Annotated in this window: 17 protein-coding genes; 8 read left to right on the forward strand and 9 right to left on the reverse strand. The window is 60.7% G+C overall.

Annotated elements, in window-relative coordinates; translation table 11 throughout:
• Positions 1-28: 28 nt before the first annotated feature.
• From HV670_RS17715 to HV670_RS17745, 7 genes are all read right to left on the reverse strand, one after another.
• The gene (locus HV670_RS17715; RefSeq protein WP_175106111.1) at positions 29-1810 is read right to left on the reverse strand and encodes a chloride channel protein; all 1782 of its coding nucleotides are present in this window, start codon (positions 1808-1810) and stop codon (positions 29-31) included.
• Positions 1807-2229, reverse strand: coding sequence for a MarR family winged helix-turn-helix transcriptional regulator (locus HV670_RS17720; RefSeq protein WP_175106112.1), 423 nt, complete (start codon positions 2227-2229; stop codon positions 1807-1809). Before HV670_RS17720 ends, HV670_RS17715 begins: the two co-directional genes overlap by 4 nt.
• Before the next feature lie 407 nt (positions 2230-2636).
• A complete protein-coding gene (locus HV670_RS17725; protein WP_175106113.1) occupies positions 2637-3611 on the reverse strand; it encodes a quinone oxidoreductase family protein in 975 nt (324 codons plus the stop codon).
• A gap of 1 nt (position 3612) precedes the next feature.
• Entirely contained in the window at positions 3613-4164 is a 552-nt protein-coding gene (locus tag HV670_RS17730; RefSeq protein ID WP_246257614.1) for a gamma carbonic anhydrase family protein, read from the reverse strand.
• The gene (locus tag HV670_RS17735) at positions 4161-5039 is read right to left on the reverse strand and encodes a beta-keto acid cleavage family enzyme (RefSeq protein ID WP_175106114.1); all 879 of its coding nucleotides are present in this window, start codon (positions 5037-5039) and stop codon (positions 4161-4163) included. Before HV670_RS17735 ends, HV670_RS17730 begins: the two co-directional genes overlap by 4 nt.
• Before the next feature lie 96 nt (positions 5040-5135).
• A complete protein-coding gene (locus HV670_RS17740; RefSeq protein ID WP_175106115.1) occupies positions 5136-5879 on the reverse strand; it encodes an SDR family NAD(P)-dependent oxidoreductase in 744 nt (247 codons plus the stop codon).
• 23 nt (positions 5880-5902) lie between these two features.
• Positions 5903-6808, reverse strand: a complete 906-nt coding sequence (locus HV670_RS17745) for a dioxygenase family protein (protein ID WP_246257619.1) — start codon at positions 6806-6808, stop codon at positions 5903-5905.
• A 351-nt stretch (positions 6809-7159) separates the two neighbouring features.
• Between HV670_RS17745 and HV670_RS17750 the strand changes: the two genes are divergently transcribed.
• Both HV670_RS17750 and HV670_RS17755 read left to right on the forward strand, forming a co-directional pair.
• The gene (locus HV670_RS17750) at positions 7160-8515 is read left to right on the forward strand and encodes an amidohydrolase family protein (RefSeq protein WP_175106117.1); all 1356 of its coding nucleotides are present in this window, start codon (positions 7160-7162) and stop codon (positions 8513-8515) included.
• 10 nt (positions 8516-8525) lie between these two features.
• Positions 8526-9929, forward strand: coding sequence for an amidohydrolase family protein (locus HV670_RS17755; protein WP_175106118.1), 1404 nt, complete (start codon positions 8526-8528; stop codon positions 9927-9929).
• Between the two features lie 49 nt (positions 9930-9978).
• Here the strand turns inward: HV670_RS17755 and HV670_RS17760 are convergent, their stop codons facing one another.
• Positions 9979-11016 (reverse strand): LacI family DNA-binding transcriptional regulator, encoded by a 1038-nt coding sequence (locus HV670_RS17760; protein ID WP_175106119.1) that lies wholly within the window; start codon positions 11014-11016, stop codon positions 9979-9981.
• 461 nt (positions 11017-11477) lie between these two features.
• Here HV670_RS17760 and HV670_RS17765 point away from each other — a divergent pair, with 461 nt between their 5' ends.
• The 6 genes from HV670_RS17765 (at position 11478) to HV670_RS17790 (ending at position 19934) form a co-directional block, all read left to right on the forward strand.
• The gene (locus HV670_RS17765; RefSeq protein ID WP_175106120.1) at positions 11478-11858 is read left to right on the forward strand and encodes a helix-turn-helix domain-containing protein; all 381 of its coding nucleotides are present in this window, start codon (positions 11478-11480) and stop codon (positions 11856-11858) included.
• Complete coding sequence (locus HV670_RS17770) at positions 11855-13084, forward strand: type II toxin-antitoxin system HipA family toxin (protein ID WP_281362418.1); 1230 nt, start codon at positions 11855-11857, stop codon at positions 13082-13084. Before HV670_RS17765 ends, HV670_RS17770 begins: the two co-directional genes overlap by 4 nt.
• Before the next feature lie 263 nt (positions 13085-13347).
• A complete protein-coding gene (gene tcuC / locus HV670_RS17775; RefSeq protein WP_175106156.1) occupies positions 13348-14637 on the forward strand; it encodes an MFS transporter in 1290 nt (429 codons plus the stop codon).
• 468 nt (positions 14638-15105) lie between these two features.
• A complete protein-coding gene (locus tag HV670_RS17780) occupies positions 15106-17265 on the forward strand; it encodes an ornithine decarboxylase (protein WP_175106121.1) in 2160 nt (719 codons plus the stop codon).
• A 158-nt stretch (positions 17266-17423) separates the two neighbouring features.
• On the forward strand, positions 17424-18773 hold the full coding sequence (gene potE / locus HV670_RS17785) for a putrescine-ornithine antiporter (RefSeq protein ID WP_175106122.1): 1350 nt from the start codon (positions 17424-17426) through the stop codon (positions 18771-18773).
• Between the two features lie 57 nt (positions 18774-18830).
• Positions 18831-19934: an NADH:flavin oxidoreductase/NADH oxidase gene (locus HV670_RS17790; protein WP_175106123.1), complete on the forward strand. Its 1104-nt coding sequence runs from the start codon at positions 18831-18833 to the stop codon at positions 19932-19934.
• 67 nt (positions 19935-20001) lie between these two features.
• On the opposite strand, the gene HV670_RS17795 is transcribed toward HV670_RS17790, so the two are convergent.
• Positions 20002-20841 carry a BtpA/SgcQ family protein gene (locus HV670_RS17795; protein ID WP_175106124.1) on the reverse strand — a complete coding sequence of 280 codons (840 nt, stop codon included), beginning with the start codon at positions 20839-20841 and terminating at the stop codon, positions 20002-20004.
• Between the last annotated feature and the right edge of the window lie 3 nt (positions 20842-20844).

Genomic DNA, 20844 nt, shown 5'->3' on the forward strand with positions numbered 1-20844 from the left:
CCCCTGTCGGATGCCCATGAAAGCCCGGCTACCCGGGCAACTGCCCGCTGCGCGGACGGATGAAAGGTCGAAAATGCTCCGTCCTGTGCTCCTCTTCGAAATGCGCGAATGACAGCTCGATAACGTCACTGCGCGATACGATTCCAATGAGTCGCATCGTCTCCGTGCTGTCGACTACGGCCAGTCGTTGGAGCCCGTGCGCCGCCATTCGCGCGGCAACGAGCTTGCATGTTTCTTCGGGCAGTGCGACCACCAGGCCATTGTCCGGCATTGCGTCGGCGATGCTGATGCTCCTGGCGAGGCTCCCCGAGCCGTTGGACCCAGATTCAAGCACGGTGCGATCGGCCATGCCCACCACTTTTCCGCCTCGAATCACAGGGTAGGCGCGATGTGTCTGCCTGCTGCCAAAATACGTCTCGAGCGCCTGTTGGACCGAAAGGCTGGCATCGATCGTCTCGACGTCGCGGCACATGATTTCATCAACGTAGTGACGCTCAAGCGGGTCGACTCCATACTCGCGATAGATGTGACGACCGCGCCGGGCAATCTTCTCCGTCAGGATGGAGCGCTTCATGACGACGGTACTGAAGCCATGCGCGACAAGCGTCGCGGCAAGAAGCGGCAGCAGCGCATTGGCATCATGGGTGAGGCCGAACGCAAACACGATTGCGGTCAAGGGCGCGCCGAGCGTGGCACCGAGCACGGCGGCCATGCAAACCAAGGGCCACAAGGCCGGCTCGCCACCGGGCAGAACATGCGACAGGACCGCACCTAGTCCGGCCCCCAGCATCAGCAGGGGGGCGAGGACACCGCCCGACGTGCCGGAGCCGAGAGCAAACAGCCAAATGACCGCCTTGACCGCGAGTACGCCGACGACGACCTGCAGCACGATATGCATATGCAGGAGATCGTCGATGACGTCGTAACCGACGCCCAGAGCGCGAGGTTCGAAGTAACCGCCGATCCCTACGATGAGGCCGCCGATCGCGGGCCACCACATCCAGTGGATGCGAAGCGTGCCGAAAAGATCTTCTATCTTGTAGAGCGTCACGGAGAGCCCTGATGCGAGCGCACCTGCAAGCAGTCCCGCCACCACGCACGACAGGAGCGCAAGACCGTTTGGCGAGGCGGTGACCAGCGGGAAAAGCGGGCCCGTGCCGAAGAACGCTGCGCGAGCGAAGCCGGCGACCGCGCACGCAATCGCGACGGGCAGGAAACTACGTGGACGCCATTCGAAGAGCAGCAATTCGACGGCGAGCAGTACGGCTGCAACCGGCGTGCCAAATACCGCGGTCATGCCAGCGGCGGCGCCCGCCACCAACAGCGCCTTGCGCTCAGCGGCGCTGAGTTCGAAACATTGTGCGAGCAGCGAAGCCAGTGCCCCGCCCGTCACGATGATCGGGCCTTCCGCACCGAATGGTCCGCCGCTGCCGATCACGATTGCGGACGACAAGGGTTTGAGTGCCGCCACCCTCGGCGACATCCGACTCTTGCCGAACAGGATGGCCTCGATCGCCTCCGGGATGCCATGGCCGCGAATTTTTTCGGATCCGTAACGCGCCATGAGGCCGACGATCAGGCCGCCGACGACCGGGACGACCACGACCCAGGCGCCGAGGAAGTTGTGCGAGGGCGAGCGGTCCGCGAACGAGACGGTGCCGAAGAAGAACAGATTGGTGAACAGATGGATAAGCGCGATCAGGACGCAAGCCGCGAGCGTGCTGATGCCACCAATGACCGTCGCGAGCGACGACAGGGTGAGAAGCCGCGAGTTCTTCGAGAAATCGCGCTTGTGGGAGCCTTGCCTCATGATGGGTCCAGGTCGATGTGAGGAATGGTGAACGAGCCCGCAAGAGACTTCAGTTCCGCGCGATGCAATTCCGCAAGACGGGACAAAAGCTGTTCGCCTGGCGGCTCGAGGCGTATCTCGACTTGCCTCCGGTCGGTCTCACTCACCGTTCTGCGGACCAGGCCCAGTGCCTCGCAACGCGTCACCAGCGCGACCACGCCGTGATGTTGCGCCTGCAGTCGTTCAGCCACTTCGCCAACCGTTGCCCAATCCCGACCGGGATAGCCCTTGATGTGGAGCATCAGCAGGTACTGCAACGGAGTCACGCCTTCCGCCTGAACTGCCTTCTCCGAAAATCGCTCGAAGCGCCTCATTTGAAAACGAAATTCGGAGAGCTGCTCAAACGCCTTTTTGTTCAAACCTCGAGCACGCGCGGTCATTGAGGATCCGAGAATCGAAAGAGGGTGTATTTATATCACAGTGTGATGTAAATCTGCGAGAAGGGGTATGCATCCTCCGAGGCGCAACGTCCGCGCGAAGTCGGGCTTCAAGAAGGCGATTCTGGGAGGATGTCAAGAATTCACGAAGGCCGAGTTCGAGGAATTGCGCCATCTCCTCTACAAACTTCTCGGCGACCAAGCGACGCAAACGACGGATAAGGCGAGTGCGGCTGAGGCGCAAATAGCAATGGAGCCCGACAACACCGTATGGTTGTCGGGCTCCATCGTGGACACGCCGAGCCAGAGCGACTGCGACGGACCTGTTTCATGTCCTTGCAAGGGCACGCAATGCGTACCGAAGTGCTTATCCGGGACGCAAGGCGGTGCCTTGCCAGAACGCGTAAGGCTTAGGGCTTGAGCACGACGCGATGTTGCGCGCCGTTGAACACGATACGGTATGCGTCTGCCGCCTTGTCAAGCGTAAACACATGGTCTTCAACGATCGGGAATGGCTTCAATGCGCCGCTCTCGAACGAACCGGCCAGACTATCGTAGACGAGCGCGCCCTCGACGCTGTCGAGTGCGAGCGTATCGACACCGACGTAGGTGCGTTGGCCGCGGTAGAACTCGAGAATGTCGAACGGAATCGCGCGGTCGATCGTCGAGATGAAGATCTGCGTTCCGCGCATCGCCATCGAGCGGTTTGCCTTGTCGAAGTAAGGGCTGCCCACGGTGTTGAACACGATGTCGGCACCATGACCGCCGGTGAGATCGCGCAACTCGGTGTCCAGATTTTCGGCGGAGATCATCGTCACCTTGCCGTTTGCGTGACCGACATAATCTTGGGTACTCCGCTCGACGCCGAACACCTGGGCACCCGCCAGCGTGGCCATCTGAATGGCAGCCTGGCCGACCTTGCCGTTCGCGCCCAACACGAGCACCACCTTGCCCGCAGCGGCACCGCCCGCACGACGCAGACCTTCGGCAGCGGTCACGAACGGAACACCGGCTGCACCCGCTTCATCCATCGTCAGTGCGGCAGGCTTCTCGCGAACGCTCGCCACCGGCACGGCCACAAAATTCGCGTGGGCGCCGTTTGTGCGAATCCCCAGTTCACCGCCGCTGCCCCAGACTTCCTTGCCGATCAGCGCAGCGGGACCGTCCACGACGACGCCCGCATAGTCACGGCCGGGTGTGCGCGGCCAGACAGCGTGAGACATGAAACCCAGCACCGCCTTGACGTCGCTCGGATTGACACCCGAGCTGCGTACCTCGACGAGGCACTGGTCGGCTTTGATCGCCGGCTTGGATTGCTGCACGAAGTTCAGCTCGAGGCTGTCGATGTTCGCGCTCTTTTTTTCAACGACTACGGCCTTTGCCATGTTACTTCTCCTTGTATCTGATGTTTTCCGCGCCGCCATTCTGGTAGGCGAGGGCAAGCGCCATGTATCGCTCGGCGACCGCGCTCAGCGCGCTCAGTTCTTTGCTTTCCATCGTACGCAGCAGTTTCGCGGGATTGCCCGCCCACAGCTCGCCCGTGCCGACGACTTTGCCTGGTGTCAGGACCGCCCCTGCGGCCAGCATGCCCCCGCGGCGAATAATCGCGCCGTCGAGCACCCGGGCGCCGAAGCCGACAAAGCCCGTGTCTTCGATCGTGCAGGAATGCAGAATCGCACCGTGCCCGACTGACACGGCATCGCCGATCAAAGTGGGACGTCCGCCCGTCGAGCAATGGACAACGGATCCGTCCTGGATATTTGTGCCGGCACCCACGGAGATGCGCTGGACGTCACCGCGCAGCACGCAATTGAACCAGATCGATGACCGTGCGCCAATCTCGACATCGGCGATGATGGCCGTCCCAGCTGCAATGAATGCACTCGAGTCGATGCGCGGCTGCATGCGCAGATGCTCAAATGTGTCCGATGCGCTCACGGCAACTCCAATATGTCGCGGGCTTCGCGCGCCGTGGCGATCTCGCCGCCCATTGACAGCACGATGTCACGCGCACGGGTCACCAATTGAGCGTTGCTCTCCGCGAGCACGCCGCGCGAGATGTAAATGTTGTCTTCGAGGCCGACGCGGACATGACCACCCGCCAGCCATGCTTGACCGACGATGGGAAACTCGAACCGGCCGACACCGAAGGCCGACCAGACGGCGCCGGCCGGCAACAGGTTCCGCGCATAGAGAATCGTCTCCGGTGACGAGTTGAAGCCATACTTCACACCGGTGACGAGTGTCCACAATGCGGGGCCATCGAGCACGCCGTCCTTGATGAGATCCAGCGCCAGATGAATGTCGCCGGTGTCGAACACTTCCAGCTCGGGTTTGACACCCGCCTCACGGATGATGTTTGCCATGCGCGTGAGATTGCGTGGCGTATTGATCACCACCTGAGCGCCGGAGTTCATCGTATTGAGGTCAAGCGTGGCGATGTCGGGCCGCAGTGCCGCGATGTGTTCGACGCGCTTTTCCGGACGCAGGAGCGTGGTACCGGGACCGGCCACCCTTGGGTCTTCTTCGCCCGGCACGAAGCGACCGCCCGGACCCGTGGTCAGATTGATGACCAGTTCCGGGTTGGCTTCGCGGATACGTTGCATCACTTCGCGGTACAGATCCAGTTCCATCGAAGGGTTTCCGGTTTTCGGATCCCGAACGTGGATATGGACGACCGAAGCACCGGCAGCGGCGGCGTCAAGTGCTGAACTGGCGATCTGTGCAGGCGTGATCGGAAGTCCCGGATGTTGCTCCGGCTTGGTCAGATTGCCCGTGATGGCGCAAGTAATGATGGTTTTGCGGGAATGCATCGCTAGTTCTCTCTCGAATCAGGTTGTGACACGCAGACGCGGCAAGACAAGGCCATTGAGGCGAGCCCCCGTCAATCGGGCCGGCTCGCCGGGCTATCAGAGGCGGCGTCCGCCATCGACGACGATCGTCGTGCCGGTGCTGAACGTCAGGTGTGTCGCGCACGCTTCGATTGCCTGCGCGATGTCGTCCGGGCTGCCGATGCGCCGCAGCGGTGTGGTGTTGGCGACCTTGTCGTTGAAGTCGGCGCTGCGTCCGGGCACGAATCCCGTGTCGACCACCCCGGGCGACACGTTGAGGATGCGCACCTTGGGCGCCAGCACGCGTGCAAGCGACATGGTCATCACATCGAGACCTGCCTTCGTGGCGCAATAGGCGATGTTGCTGCCGATTCCGTTCGATCCTGAAATCGACGACACATTCACGATCAGCCCGGCACCGGACTTGTCCAATAGTGCACGGAACGCACGGACCGCGGCGAACTGGGCGCGCCAGTTGACCCGCATGATGTCGTCGATGAGTTCATCCGTCAGCGCATCGAGGTCGGCGTGCGGGACCGGCTTTGTGAATCCGGCTGCATTGACGAGCACATCGGCGTGGCCATAGCGGCTTTCCACATCCTGGGCGAGTTGGGCCAGCGTTGCGCTGTCGGTGATGGACACCGCGGCTGCGTGGTGGCCGGTCCCTGGCAATGCCTTGATGACCTCCTGCGCACTTTCGACGGTCAGGCCCGCCACCACGACGCGCGCGCCCGCAGCAGCGAAACGCCGGCTCGTCGCGACACCGATACCACCGGTACCGCCGATGACGACTGCAATTTTTCCTTCAAGTGATTCGGACATCTTGTGCCTCTTGGTGACAGTGCTTACTTGATCGGGGGGACCGGGTAGGTCGGCGTGCCTTCGGCCAGCACGAATTCATAGTCAAGCGTGTAGAAAGACCCTTCGACGGGTTGCGGTGCGCCAGTCTCGCGCAGTTCAAAGCGGCCGACCAGATCGCGCGTCACGCCAAAGGCAACGTCGGAGTTCAGATGGTCGGAATCGTCGGCAAACACCTGGGTCACGAGCGTTGCATAACCCTCGGCAATGACCACGAAGTGGATGTGCGCCGGGCGATAAGGGTGCCGTTTCTGGGCGGCGAGCAGGGGGCCCACCGGTCCGTGCGTCGGCACGGGGTAACCGGACGGGCGCACACTGCGGAAATAGAATTCGCCGTTCTCATCGGTACGAAACTCACCCCGCAGATTCATTTCCGGCTGATCTGGATCCTGGTTTTCATAGAGACCGATCGGCGAGGCCTGCCAGACGTTCACTTGTGCGTTCACCAGCGGCTCACGGCGCGTGTTCAACACTTTTGCCCTGACGAAGAGCGGCTTGCCCGGAGAGCCTTCGGCTGCGATGTCCGCGCCGTTCTCGAACTGGGCTGCGCCACCACGGAAAAAAGGTCCAAGCAGCGCGCCAGACGTACGCCCATTCGTATCCGAGTTGTTCAGCAGGGTGACGAGCGTCGAGATCCCAAGCACGTCCGCGAGCAGGACCACCTCGTTATGCAAGTCATTGCATGCCTGACCGACGTCTTTCAGGAATGCATGACCTTGCTCGAATTCCTGATCGGTCAGGCGCACTTCCCTGAGAAATGCGTGGCTGTGCTTGACCAGAGCCAGCAGAATTTGCTTCAGGCGCGGATTGGTCGTATTGGCCATTGCCGCTTCCACGATTTTGGTCACGCCATCCGCGTTTTCAATAATGCCCTGCGAAGCAGTCTCGTTCATGTCCAATCCTTCATTCCGTTGTGCAATCGATTGCATGATAGGATTGGTCCTCGGGAGTGTCAAGCATGGAGAAAAACGCCCGGCACGTGCTGTTTTTCTCGTGTTGGCGGGCGTTTCGAGGCCGTTCCTGACCGGCGTTCATACGATATTCCATAAGAAACAGTCTATTGCGTTTTGCGGCATAATTATGAACACTCTGGTAAACACCTAGTTCCTGTGATTCCCTGTCAGGCGTACATTTATGCAATCGATTGCGTTAGTGCGCGCAGATCGGGTGAGAAAATTACTGGCGCCGCGGGCGGTTCGTTATTCGGCGTCGCCGCCACCGGCAGAAGGGCAGAAAGGCATTAAATGGCTTACACACTGATTAAGAACGCATTTGTGGTCACGATGGACGAGACGGAGGGCGACTTTCGCGGCGACATCCTGATCGACGGAACGCGCATTGCTGCCTTGGGGCAAGGGCTTGAGATGCATGACGCCGCCATCGTGGATGGAACGGATTTCATCGTCATCCCCGGGCTTGTCAACGCGCATCTGCATACCTGGCAGGCTGGGTTGCGCACCGTCGCGTCGAATTGGACCTTGCCGGAGTACTTCCGTTGGGTGCATGCGGGCCTTGCAACCCAGTTCGAACCGGAAGACATTCGGATTGCCACGTTGGCTGGTGCGCTGAACCAGCTCGAGAATGGCACGACGACGCTGGCCGACTGGTGCCACAACAATCCGACTCCGCTCCATAGCGACGCGGGGATCGCGGGATTGAGGCAGGCCGGGATTCGAGCAACGTTCATGCATGGCACGCCCAAGCCCAATCCGGTGCCGGGGCAGAAGCCATTTTGGGAAGTCCCACATCCGCGCAGCGAGATGGAACGGCTCGCGCGTGAAATTGGCCCTGACGATGGCTTGCTGAGCCTGGGTCTGGCGATCCTCGGGCCGCACTATTCGACCCTCGAGGTGGCGCTGGAGGATTTTGCGCTCGCGCGTGAATTCGGTCTGGTTGCCTCGATGCACCAGGGCGGCGGTCCCGCAAAGAGCCCGGACGGATGGGCGAGACTGGAAGCCGAGGGGCTACTGGGAAAATCGATCAACATTGTTCATGGCAACGATCTGCCAGACGAACAGCTTGCCCGCTTCGTCGATGCCGGCGTGAGCTTTACCGTGACGGGCGAAAGCGAAATGGTCTCCGGGCACGGTCATCCGATCGTAGGTCGCCTGCGTGACCTTGGTGTCAGGCCGTCTCTGGGAAGCGATATCGAATGCGCATTGTCCGGCGACATGTTGACTGCGGCGCGTATCACGCTGTCGCATCAACGTTCGCTGGACAACGTCTCAGCACGCCAGACAGGCACGCTCGGCGGCAAGAACCGCATGCGCACCCGCGATGCGCTCGCGTGGATCACGATCGAGGGTGCGCGGATGCTGGGTAAGGAAGACTCGATAGGCTCCCTCGCGCCCGGCAAGCAGGCAGACCTCGTCATGATTTCGACCCGTTCGCTCAATATGCAGCCCGTACATGACCCCGTTTCGGCGGTGGTCATGCACGCGAACCAATCGAATATCGACTCTGTGATGGTGGCCGGCAACTGGCGCAAACGCCATGGCCGGCTCATACACGACGACGTGAATGCCGTCATTGAGGCGTTACAGCGCTCGAGCAGCCGAATTGTCGGCGCGCTCGGCATTCAACCGTCAGATCTTCAGTAAGGAGCCACTCTTGGATACGCATCGCAATACTTCTAACGATTCAGCCGGTCCCTTCGCAGCAGGCCGCCCGATTCTCATCCGTCAGGCCCATATCGTTTCAATGGACGACTCGATCGGCGACCTGACAGGCGACGTGCTGGTCAAGGACGGCAAGATCGTCGAGGTCGCGCCGTCTATCGAAGCGGGGCAAGCGACGGTGATCGATGGACGGCACAAGGTGCTGATCCCGGGCTTCGTCAACACGCACATTCACCTGTGGCAGACGGTGATGAAAGGCTGTGCCGGCGACTGGACCTTCAACGACTACCTGCAGCATGCGCTCGGCTCAGCGGGCAAGCAGTTCACCGCGCAGGACGTGTACCTGTCCACCTTCCTCGGCGCACTCGAGCAGATGGAAGCCGGCGTCACGACGGTGTTCGATTGGGCTCACATCCTCAACACGCCGGAACATACCGATCGCGCGATCGATGGTCTTCAGGATTCCGGAATTCGCGCGGTATTCGGCCACGGCACACCCGGCGACGATGTGGGCAAGTGGTACTACCAGAGCACGACCCCGCACCTCGACGACGTCGTGCGAATTCGCAAAAGCCGCCTCTCATCGGACGACGATCTGGTGACGCTGGGCCTGTCGATGCGTGGTCCCGATTTCGCCACGGCTGAGGTCACTCGTGCCGATATCGAGCTGGCGCGCTCGCTCGGCATCATGTCGAGCATGCACGTCGCCGTCGGGATGTACGGCGACTACACGGCGAATGTGCGTGCGCTCGGCAAGGCTGGTCTGCTCGGCCCGGATATCAACCTGACGCACGGCAATCGCCTTGCAGACGACGAGATCGCGATGGCTGTGGACGCCGGCGTCAGCATCAGCGTCACGCCGGAAGTGGAAATGCAGATGGGCCACGGCTTGCCGATCACCGGTCGTGTACTCGGCGCAGGCGGCAATATCGTGCTGGGCACGGATGTCGTCTCCAGCGTCAGCGCCGACATGTTCTCGCAGATGCGCTTTGCGGTGCAGCTCGAACGAGGGCTTGCCAATTCGCGCCTGCATGAGGAAGGTCGGATGCCCGAGCGCTTTACGCTCAATGCACGCGACGTGTTGCGCTCGGCGACGATCCACGGCGCACGCGCGCTTGGGCTGGCGAACCGCACCGGTTCCGTCACGCCGGGCAAGGAAGCCGATCTGACCTTGCTCGGATGGGATCAGGCGCACGTTCAGCCTCGTGTCGACCCCGTGCAGGCCGTGGTGTTCCATGGCAGCGTAACGAACGTCCACACGGTCATGGTGAGGGGCCAGGTACAGAAGTTTGAATACCAGTCTCTCAATCGGCCGGAGCAGACCTTGCGCGACGCCGAGGCGGCGGGTGCGCGAATCCTCGAGGCGCTCGCGCTACCGAAAAGCGCGGTGATCTAAACGCGGGCCCGGGGTGCTCCCGGGCCTTGTCGTCTGCCCGGCGCCCGCTTCACGCGCGCGCCGGCGATGGCGCCGCGGTCGAGGCGCGGATCATCAGCTCGGGCCGCAATACGACAGTCACATGTCCCTTTCCGCTTCCCTGGAGCGTGTCGACGATCAGAGTGGCAGCCCGGGCACCCATCTCATACAACGGCAGATGAATGGTGGTCATTGCCGGGGCGACGGCATCCATCAGTGGCATGTCGTTGTGGCCGATCACCGAAATGTCCTCTGGACAGCGCAATCCGGCGGCATGAAGGGCATCGTAGGAGCCTAGTGCAATCAGATCGTTGCCGGCGACAATTGCCGTGACGTTCTTGTGCTTCTCCAGCAGCTTCTCGCAAGCCTCCAAGCCGGCGGCACGCGAATAGGCGTCGCATTCCACAACGGGGCAGGCGCTCGCCTTCAGGCCGTTTTCCTTGATTGCGTCCACAAAGCCCTGTTTGCGCTGGAACCCGGTAGATAGCTCGGTGGGCCCTGCAAGATGAGCGATGCGGCTGTGGCCGAGCTTGGTCAGATGAGTGACCGCAAGCCGCATCGCCAGTTGGCTGTCGCCCACCACACAAGACACCAGGCCGCTATCGTCGCTGCGGTTGACCACGACGACCGGAAGTCCCTCCTCGAGGCAATGCATGAGAACCGGGTCATTGCGCTCGGCGGTGGCGAGAATCAAGCCATCGACGCGCCTGCCCACCATCTGATCGACCACAAAACGCTTGCGCTCCGTTGTTCCCGCTGCATTCGCGATGAGCGGCAGCATGCCTCGTTTGGCAAGCTCGTCTTCGATACCGCGACAGATGGGCGGAAATATCGGGTTGGTAATATCTGGCAGGATGACCCCGATCGTGCCCGAGCGGCTGGTCCGTAACGTGGCAGCGATCCGGTTGGGAGAGTAGTTGAGCTTCTGCGCTGCCTTGAGTACACGCTCGACGACTTCAGCCCCAATCAGGTGACGCGTGGCCGGATTCATCACCCGGGACACGGTGGACGCATGAACACCGGTCAGCTCTGCAAGCTCTCTTATTGTCGAGCGTCTCTTGATCGTCATGGATATGCGTGGTCACGCGAGAATGGCAATCCCACATTTTAGCGTGGTCATATTTGCATCGACCGTTGGATTTTGCGAGGCTGAAGCAAATCAATCGTCGGCGCAACACGACGTTGCAATTCAGCTCCGCTTACGAGGTAGTCCGTGCGCGCGGTCTTTGGGGGGGGCGAGAAGACAAGTGTGCGTCACGTCCCGGGGGCGCGGGGGCACCAACCCGCACGACGAGTTGCCTATGCTCCGAGTGTGCCAGCAGCGGCCGGCGGCGACGGAGGCGGTCCGCCTGTGGCGATGACTCATTCGAGCGCCAATGGCGCGGACTGAAAATAATGTATCGTATAGATAGCGCTAACCGTATATTCAGTATTACTGTTACTTATGCGACACATTCCATTGCATTCCGGTAATGTTCTGCCTACACTGCATTAGGTACCAACTCGCGCTTAATGCTATGGATACGGAACATGAATTTGGCTGAACTAGGAGCGGAGTTAAAGCGCGCGCGCATTCGAGCGAACAAGACACAGCAGGAGGTCGCGGATCAAAGCGGCGTGCCGCGCGCCCGCGTCAGCCTGTTCGAGACGGGTGCTCTGCCGGAATTGGGCTTTGTAAAACTGCTGAGTCTGTTCGAAGCGGTCGGGCTTGAATTGCTAGCACGCCCACTGGGGCGTCGAAGAACGCTGGATGACGTTTTGGCCGAGGCAGACGAGGAGCAGGCGCTTTCGAGCCTAATGCGCACTCGCGTTCGACACGCTCGCAACCATTCGGCGCATGTCGAAGAAGCCGATCGTTTGACGCCTGACCGCGAAGCTTCTCCAAGCCGCAGTCGCAAGGGTTCCACATGAGCAGTACGCGCACGCTGGATGTGTATGTCGATTCGAAGCCCGTTGGCATCTTGGCCGAGGAGGCGCGAGCAAGCGTCTTGACTTATTTCCCGGACGTAGCGGCATCCGAGCTCGTTTCCCTTCTTTTGCCCGTTCGGGTGGAGTCATACAAGTGGGCTGCGGGACTGCTGCCGTTTTTCCAGATGAACCTTCCCGAGGGATTCAAGAAGGATCTGATTCGCCGTCGGCTGGGCGCTCACGCAGATGTGAGCGACATGGGACTGTTGGCGCTCACCGGCGCAAACGGTATCGGCCGGGTGAGGGTGCTGCCACACGGTGCGGCACCGCAGTTCACCTCGTCGAATATCGACCTGGCGACGCTCCTTGCCACGGTTGGGGCGAGGGACAACCTGTTGCGGCAACTTGAAGCCGGCATTGCCGAAGGTGTCTCGGGCGTTATGCCGAAGACCCTCACAAAGCCGACGGACAGGGCTACGGCGTGGACCGACGAATTCGTCGTGAAGACTGGTCCAGCGGACTTGCCTGGTTTCGCGGTCAATGAGTATCTCTGTATGGAGGTGGCACGACATGCCGGACTCGAAGTCCCGGAGACACATCTGTCGGACGACGGGCAGGTGCTGGCAATACGCCGTTTCGATCGGCTGAAGGATGGTACCCAAATTGCGATCGAGGATTTCTGCGCGCTCAAGGGTCTTGACCCTGTCAACAAATACAAGGGTACGCTCGAGGACCTCGCGAAGCTGTCTACGACCTATATCAGCGAACCGTTTCGTAAAGAAAGCGCCCGACGGCTGTTCACCCTGCTGTTGCTCAACTACGCGCTCCGGAATGGAGATGCGCATCTGAAGAACTTCGCAGTGATGTACACGAGTACCGACGATGTGAGGCTGGCCCCCGTGTACGACGTCGTCACTGTGACGGCCTATCCGGAATTCGCATCTGACATCCCGGCGTTGCCGCTGGCCGGAAAGCGAGTATGGGCGTCCGGGAAGCTGCTCATGCAGTACGGTGGGGCGCGGCTGGCCCTGTCGCGCACCGACATGGCGACTTGCATGGCGCAAGTAACGGAGGCTGTGCACAAGATTCTTCCGATCGTCGCAAAGTATGCCAAGCGATATCCGGAGTTCCGTGAAATTGCCAAGGGAATGCTCAATGCGTGGGCGCAGGGTCTTGAAGATATCAAGCCCGATGCGAAGCCTGGGAAAACAGTGCCCGCGGCACTGTGAGAGAAGGCCGGTTTGTCCGACGAAGACCGCTTGGCCAAGCGAAAGAAAGCGAATCCCTACGCGAATCCCGACGGAGCGTTTGGGCACAAGTCGCGCTGACGCATCATGATGCGTCCGAAGGGCAAACCGAACGATTGATCGTCAAGGAACATCCATCGTTCGAAAAATTGCATCGATCGACACGCGCCATTTGGGAGAATACGCGTCAAAACAACGAACCCTTCCTTGACAAGCGTTCCTGGAGACACACTTGATGCAAGACACTGTACCCAATCCCAGCTCCCCAGTTTTCTAAAGTTGGCGCCGTTTTTCGCGTGACTGCCGGAAATTTCCTCGAGCAGTTTGATTTTTTCTTGTTCGGGTTTTACGCGATACAGATCGGCGCAGCGTTTTTCCCGGCGGGTAGCGAATTCGCATCGTTGATGCTGACCTTCGCCGTGTTCGGCGCGGGCTTCCTGATGCGGCCGCTGGGAGCCGTGATTTTGGGCGCCTATATCGACGACGTCGGCCGCCGCAAGGGCCTGATCGTGACGCTGTCGATCATGGCAAGCGGAACGATCCTGATCGCGTTCGTTCCGGATTACGCAACGATTGGCCTGTTCGCTCCCGCGCTCGTACTCATCGGTCGGCTGCTGCAGGGTTTCTCCGCGGGCGCTGAACTGGGTGGCGTCTCGGTCTATCTCGCCGAAATGGCCACACCGGGAAAAAAGGGCTTCTTCACCAGTTGGCAATCCGCCAGTCAGCAGGTATCGATCGTCCTGGCCGCAGGTCTGGGCTTTGCGCTGAATCAATGGTTGCCTGCTACGGCGATTGCGGCATGGGGCTGGCGCGTACCATTTTTCGTCGGTTGCCTGATCGTGCCTTTCCTCTTTTTTCTGCGCCGCAATCTCGAGGAAACGAGTGAATTCAAGGCGCGCCGCCATCGACCGAGCATGGGCGAAGTGTTTCGCACGCTGGCAGGACACTGGATGCTCGTTGTGGCGGGACTGCTGCTGGTAGCAATGACCACAACCACGTTCTATCTCATCACTGTCTACGCCCCCACGTTCGGCAAGACCGTGCTGCATCTGAGTACCACTGACAGCTTGCTCGTCACGCTGTGCGTAGGCGTGTCCAACTTTATCTGGTTACCCTGCGGCGGTGCCTTGTCGGATCGGGTCGGGCGTCAGCCCGTACTACTGGCAATGACGGCCCTGGCGATGACCACCTCCTACCCGGCGCTTTCTCTGCTTGCCCACGCGCCGAGCTTTGTCCACATGCTGCTCGTGCTCTTGTGGCTGTCATTGATCTTCGGGCTCTACAACGGGGCGATGGTGGCCGCACTGACCGAGGTGATGCCGGTGGAAGTGAGGGTTGCGGGCTTCTCGCTCGCATACAGCCTGGCGACCGCCGTCTTCGGTGGTTTCACCCCGGCGATCTCGACCGCGCTCATCCACGCAACCGGAGACAAGGCTGCACCCGGCTACTGGATGAGCTTCGCCGCGGTCTGTGCGTTCGGTGCAACGCTTGCGCTATACAGTCGCCGCGCCGTGGCATTCCGGGCGGCGCTTTAACGCCAGGTCACTGCGCTCGGTCGGTCGATGGGTCAGTCCCCTCAGGCGATTGCCCATCGATTGGACTGGAACGAAGCCACGGACGTGGTCATCGTGCCCGATGACCAAGCGAGTCATTCCTTCGACCTGCCTTGTACGCAGAGGAACCCGAGAGTCCTTCCGGGCTTCATTGCGGTGCCTTCCTATAAATTCGAGATGGCGGGTGGCGTTCGGCGTTTTGTATCCTAGACTGTAGCGAAATCATGCAATCAGTCTAGATTCGGCGGTTGCTCCCCTCACGTATATAAGTGGCGGTGCTATCGGCTGCCACGCACATCAATTGAGTGTCGTCATAACGGTTAATTCGATAAGGAACGCATAGGTCATGGCTTGCTATATGACGGGTTCATCTTCGAGATCATGGACGGCGAACCTCCTAAGCGCGATATTTTGCAGGCGCGGCTGTAGCACCGCCCTTACGGATGCCTCATGAAGACGCTACATGTGGCAGTGTCGCCGTCGCTCTCCGATTGTTTCATCATGGATTACGGAACGGTAGATATCCACCGGACGGATTTCACAAATGTTGCGGCCGCGGTGGCAACTGCGGGCGAGGCGCCCGGAGTTCTCGCGAAAATTCACGACACCGGTTTCAATGTTCCCTTTTTCCTGGCCTTGAACCCCGGCGAGGACATTCCCGGCGGTATCGCGGCACAACTCAGTGGTGTTTTTGAAATCGGCAGGGGCAATCGGCATTACTACGGCAGGCAGATTGCAGCTGCCGCGGATAAATATACCGAGGACCTGTTCCCACCGTTTTTCAGAATGCTGAAGGACTATGTGAAGCAGGGCTATGTCGCGTTCGATTGCCCCGGCCATCAGGGTGGACAATTCTTCTCCAACCATCCGCTGGGGCGGCAGTTCTTCGACTTTTATGGTGAGACGCTCTTCCGCTCGGACCTGTGCAATGCCGACGTCAAGCTGGGCGACCTGCTCATACACGAAGGCCCGGCAGCCGAAGCGCAAAGGAATGCGGCACGCATCTACAACGCGGACAAGACCTATTTCGTACTGAACGGCACGTCGACCTCGAACAAGGTCGTGACGAGTGCCTTGCTCGCGCGGGACGATCTCGTGCTATTCGATCGCAACAACCATAAATCGAACCATCTGGGCGCGCTGGTTCTCTCGGGTGGGATCCCTGTCTACTTGGAGACCGCGCGCAACGGCTACGGCTTCATCGGCGGGATCGACGCACATTGCTTCGACGAGGCTTACCTACGCGATGCGATTCGCGAAGTCGCACCGGAGCGCGCCGACGAAGCCCGGCCTCTGCGCCTCGCGATCATCCAGCTCGGCACCTATGACGGCACGATCTACAACGCCCGTCAGGTGGTTCGGCGCATCGGCCATCTATGCGATTACATTCTGTTCGACTCGGCATGGGTCGGATATGAACAGTTCATTCCGATGATGCAACCGAGTTCGCCTTTGCTGCTTGAACTGGGCGAGAACGATCCCGGCATTTTTGTGACGCAGTCCGTGCACAAGCAACAGGCGGGTTTCTCCCAGACCTCGCAGATTCACAAGAAAGACCGGCACATCAAGGGACAAAAACGGTATTGCAGTCACAAGCGCTTGAACAACGCCTACATGATGCACGCGTCCACCAGCCCGTTTTATCCACTCTTCGCCGCGCTCGACGTGAATGCGCAGATGCATGCTGGCGCGGCCGGCAGGAATCTCTGGCGCGACTGCGTGCGTACCGGCGTCGAAGCGCGCAAGCTGCTGCTGCGCTCATGTAAATACATCAAGCCTTTCATTCCGCAGACGGTGGATGGACGTCCATGGGACGACTATCCGACGGAGATGATCGGCGACGACCTGCGCTTCTTCAAGTTCAATCCGAAGGAACCGTGGCATGCTTTCGAAGGATATGCCGAGGATCAGTACTTCGTCGACCCTTGCAAGCTTCTACTGACGACACCCGGCATCGACATGCGCACCGGCGAGTACGGGCTCAACGGCATCCCTGCGTCGATACTGGCGAACTATCTGCGTGAGAACGGCCTCATCCCGGAGAAGGCGGATCTCAATTCGATTCTGTTCCTGCTCACGCCCTCGGAAAATTTCGCCAAGCTCCAACATCTGATTGCCTACATCTGCCGTTTCGAGAAACACATCGATAACGACAGTCCCATGCGCGAGGTGTTGCCGTCCATCTACGAGCGGCACCGCGCTCGCTACGAAGGCAAGACGATTCGCGGGCTCTGCCACCAGATGCACGACTTCTACAAGAGCCACGATATGAAGCGGCTGCAAAAGGAGATGTTCCGCAAGTCGCATTTCCCAAGGCAGGCCATGTCCCCGTCTCAGGCGAATACCGAACTGGTGCGCAATAACGTCGAACTGGTTTCGCTTGCCGACATCGATGGACGCATCGCTGCCGAAGGCGCTTTGCCTTATCCGCCAGGCGTTCTATGTGTCGTACCGGGTGAAGTGTGGGGAGGTCCTGCCTTGCAGTACTTCCGCGCCCTCGAAGAAGGCATCAACGCCTTGCCCGGCTTCGAGCCCGAGATTCAGGGCGTGTATGTGCAAGTGGAGCCCGATGGTACCAAGCGCGCGTATGGCCACGTTCTCACCCAATGACTTTGCGCAAACCGGGGCACACGTTCACGCATGGCATTCACGAGATCTGCTGACGCGAGCGGCCCCGTGACGCTGAAGGCGAGTCGAGCTTCATCCAGTTGACAGTCCATCTATCGTCGCAGTCGAAAGTGGACTGCGCTTTATCCGAGGGGATTGAGATGAGCGCATCGAAGAGCAAGATGAATGTGTGGCAACTGACCGTCCTGACGGCGGTGAACATGATGGGCTCCGGCATCATTCTGCTACCCTCGAAGCTTGCCGAGGTCGGCACGATTTCCCTGTTCTCCTGGATCATCACCGCGGGGGGGTCTCTTGCCCTTGCCTATGCGTTTGCCCGATGCGGCATGCTCAGCCGCAAGCCGGGCGGCATGGGCGGCTACGCGGAATACGCTTTCGGCAAGGCCGGCAACTATATGGCGAACTACACGTATGGTCTGTCGCTGGTCATCGCCAATGTGGCGATCGCCATCACCGCGGTGGGTTACGGCACGGTCCTGTTCAATGCGACGCTCACGCCGGTGCAAACCTGCTTGTGGACCATCTTCCTGCTGATCATCACCACGGTCGCCAATTTCGGCGGTTCCCGGATTACGGGCCGCATTGGCGTCGTCACGGTATGGGGTGTCATTCTTCCCGTCGTCGCCGTTTCGATCCTGGGATGGCTCTGGTTCAGCAGCAGCACCTGGGCCGCAGCCTGGAATCCGCACAACGTGGCATTTCTGCCGGCGGTCGGCAGTTCGATTTCAATTACGCTGTGGGCGTTTCTCGGGCTCGAATCAGCCTGCGCCAATTCCGATGCCGTGGAGAACCCCGAGCGCAATGTTCCCATCGCGGTGCTCGGCGGTACGATCGGCTCCGCCGTGATCTATATCATTTCCACCAACGTCATTGCCGGCATCGTTCCCAACGACATACTCGCCAAGTCGAGCGCACCTTTCGGTCTTGCATTCTCGATCATGTTCAGCCCGACCGTCGGCAGCATCGTGACCGCGCTGATGGTGGTGGCGTGCATCGGCTCCCTGCTGGGATGGCAGTTCACCGTCGCTCAGGTTTTCAAGAGCTCGGCTGACGTCGGCTATTTCGTTCCTGTCTTCAAGATCGCGACCTCATCCGGCACGCCGATCGTCGGCATGGTGATCCTGCTGGCAGCGCAGGTCGCGTTGTCGCTGATGACGATCAGCCCGCAATTGAGCAGCCAGTTCGAGAAAGTCGTGAACCTTGCCGTCGTGACCAATCTCGTGCCCTATGTGATGTCGATGGCCGCGCTCATCACGATCCAGAAAATCGCCGGCGTGCCGCCCCATCGCGCATTGCTGACCAATATCGTGGCGATGATTGCAACGGTCTACAGTTTCTATGCGCTCTTCAGCGCCGGCCAGGAGGCGCTGATGCTGGGTGGTCTGCGCATCTTCGCTGGCTGGACCCTGTTCGGTTTTGTCAGCGGGCGTTTCTACAGACTCGAAGTCGAAGCGCACGTCAAGGACCCGGGGAAATCGTTGCAGGCTTGATTGCTGGACGTCCGGGCAGCCGCACCGCTTTCGCCGGACCACCGGAAGGAGATCACCGTGGCTCCACCCGCTTTATTCAACCCGATCCGCGTTCGTCATCTGACTCTGTCCAACCGGATCGTGATTGCGCCCATGTGCCAGTACTCCGCCGAGAACGGGCGCATGAACGACTGGCATCTGATCCACCTCGGCCACCTTTCTCTCTCGGGAGCGGCCCTGCTGACCATCGAAGCAACCGCGGTGCTCCCGGAGGGCCGCATTACCTGGGCGGATGTCGGACTGTATAACGACGAGACCGAAGCCGCCATAGCCCGCACACTGGCGGGTATTCGCCGCTATTCGGACATGCCGATTGCCATCCAGCTGTCCCATGCGGGCCGCAAGGCTTCGACCGAGGTCCCCTGGGAAGGCGGCGCGCAGTTTGCGCCGGGCGATCCGCATGGCTGGCAGACCGAGGCACCCTCTTCGATACCTTTTGCAAGCGGTCAGGTTGCACCAGTCGCGCTGGATCGGGAAGGGCTCCAGCGCGTGCGGGATGCCTTCGCGGGATCTGCTGGGCGTGCCGCAAGACTTGGGATTGACCTGATCCAGCTTCACGCCGCCCACGGCTATCTTCTGCATCAGTTTCTGTCGCCGCTCTCCAACCAGCGCAACGACGAATATGGCGGTCCGCTGGAAAACCGGATGCGCTTCCCGCTCGAGGTGTTCGATGCCGTGCGCGCGGCCCTCCCTGCCGAGAAGGCGCTCAGCATGCGAGTATCGGGTACGGACTGGGTAGAAGGAGGGTGGGACGTCGCGCAGACCGTGGCCTTTGCCCGCGCCCTCGAAGCGCGCGGCTGTGATGCAATCCATGTATCGAGCGGCGGCCTGCATCCCGCGCAGCAGATCCCGGCGGGTCCAAGCTACCAGGTGCCGCTTGCCCGGGCAGTCAAATCCGCGGTCAGCATGCCGGTGGTGGCTGTCGGGCTGATCTCCAGCTTCGAGCAGGCTGAGGCGATCATCGCGACCGGCGATGCCGACTTGATCGCACTGGCACGCGCGGTCCTCTACGATCCGCGCTGGCCATGGCACGCCGCCGCGGAACTCGGCGCACAGGTGCGCGTGCCCAAACAGTACCTTCGTTCCCAGCCTCGCCAGTTCAAGGACCTGTTTGCAAGCTAGGACGTCCTTACCTCATCCCTACCGTCGATGACCTGCCGGCTAGCGCGGCACCTTCCGTTCAAGGTGCTCAGCGAGCGGCCCGCATGAACTGCCTGACCTTCTCCTCGTCGACGGCGTTCCACCATACGCCACCGACCTTGAGTGAACTTGCGACGATGACGGCGTCGACGATCGACAGGATCTCGCCGACGTTGTGTTCCGTGCACCCGCTGCCGACGAGCAAGGGCAGGTGCGTAGCCGCGCGTATCTGGCGCAGATAGTCGCTGCTCGCCGCATCGCCCGTGCGCTGGCCTGTCGCGATGATCGCATCGGCATCGAAGAATTCAACGTCGCGCACGAGTTCCTCGATCGAACGGTCGGCGACGATCGCGTGCGCACCATGCTTGACATGTGCGTCGGCGAAAACGCGAATGCCTTCGGCACGCAACTGCGACCGGTAGCGCAGTGCCCGGGCCGCGGCACCTTCGATCAGCCCTTCGTTCGCGACATAGGCGTTGGCCCACTGGTTGACCCGGACAAACGCCGCACGGCTCGCGGCGGCGATGGCGAGGGCGGGAATGGCTGCATTCGCCAGAACGTTGATGCCGATCGGCAAGCCCGTCTCACGCACGATCCGGTCCGCCGTGACCGCCATGAATGCCGACGTCTCATGACCGATGTCTTCGGGTTTGGCAAACGGAACATCGCCGTGGTTCTCGATGATCAGGCCATCGACACCGCCGCGTGCATACGCGGTCGCATCGGCGAGTGCGGCTTCGAGCAGCGCTTCAGTCGGCTGCCCTTCATAGCGCGGCGAGCCGGGAAAGGCCGGGCAGTGGACGACGCCGATCACGACGCCGCGTGCGCGCCCGAAGATCTGTTTGATGCTGTCGGCGCGTCCGCGTCCTACTTCCGAGGAGGAACTCATGAT

Origin of the sequence: Pararobbsia alpina, from assembly GCF_902859895.1 — a bacterium.
Lineage (GTDB): Bacteria > Pseudomonadota > Gammaproteobacteria > Burkholderiales > Burkholderiaceae > Pararobbsia > Pararobbsia alpina.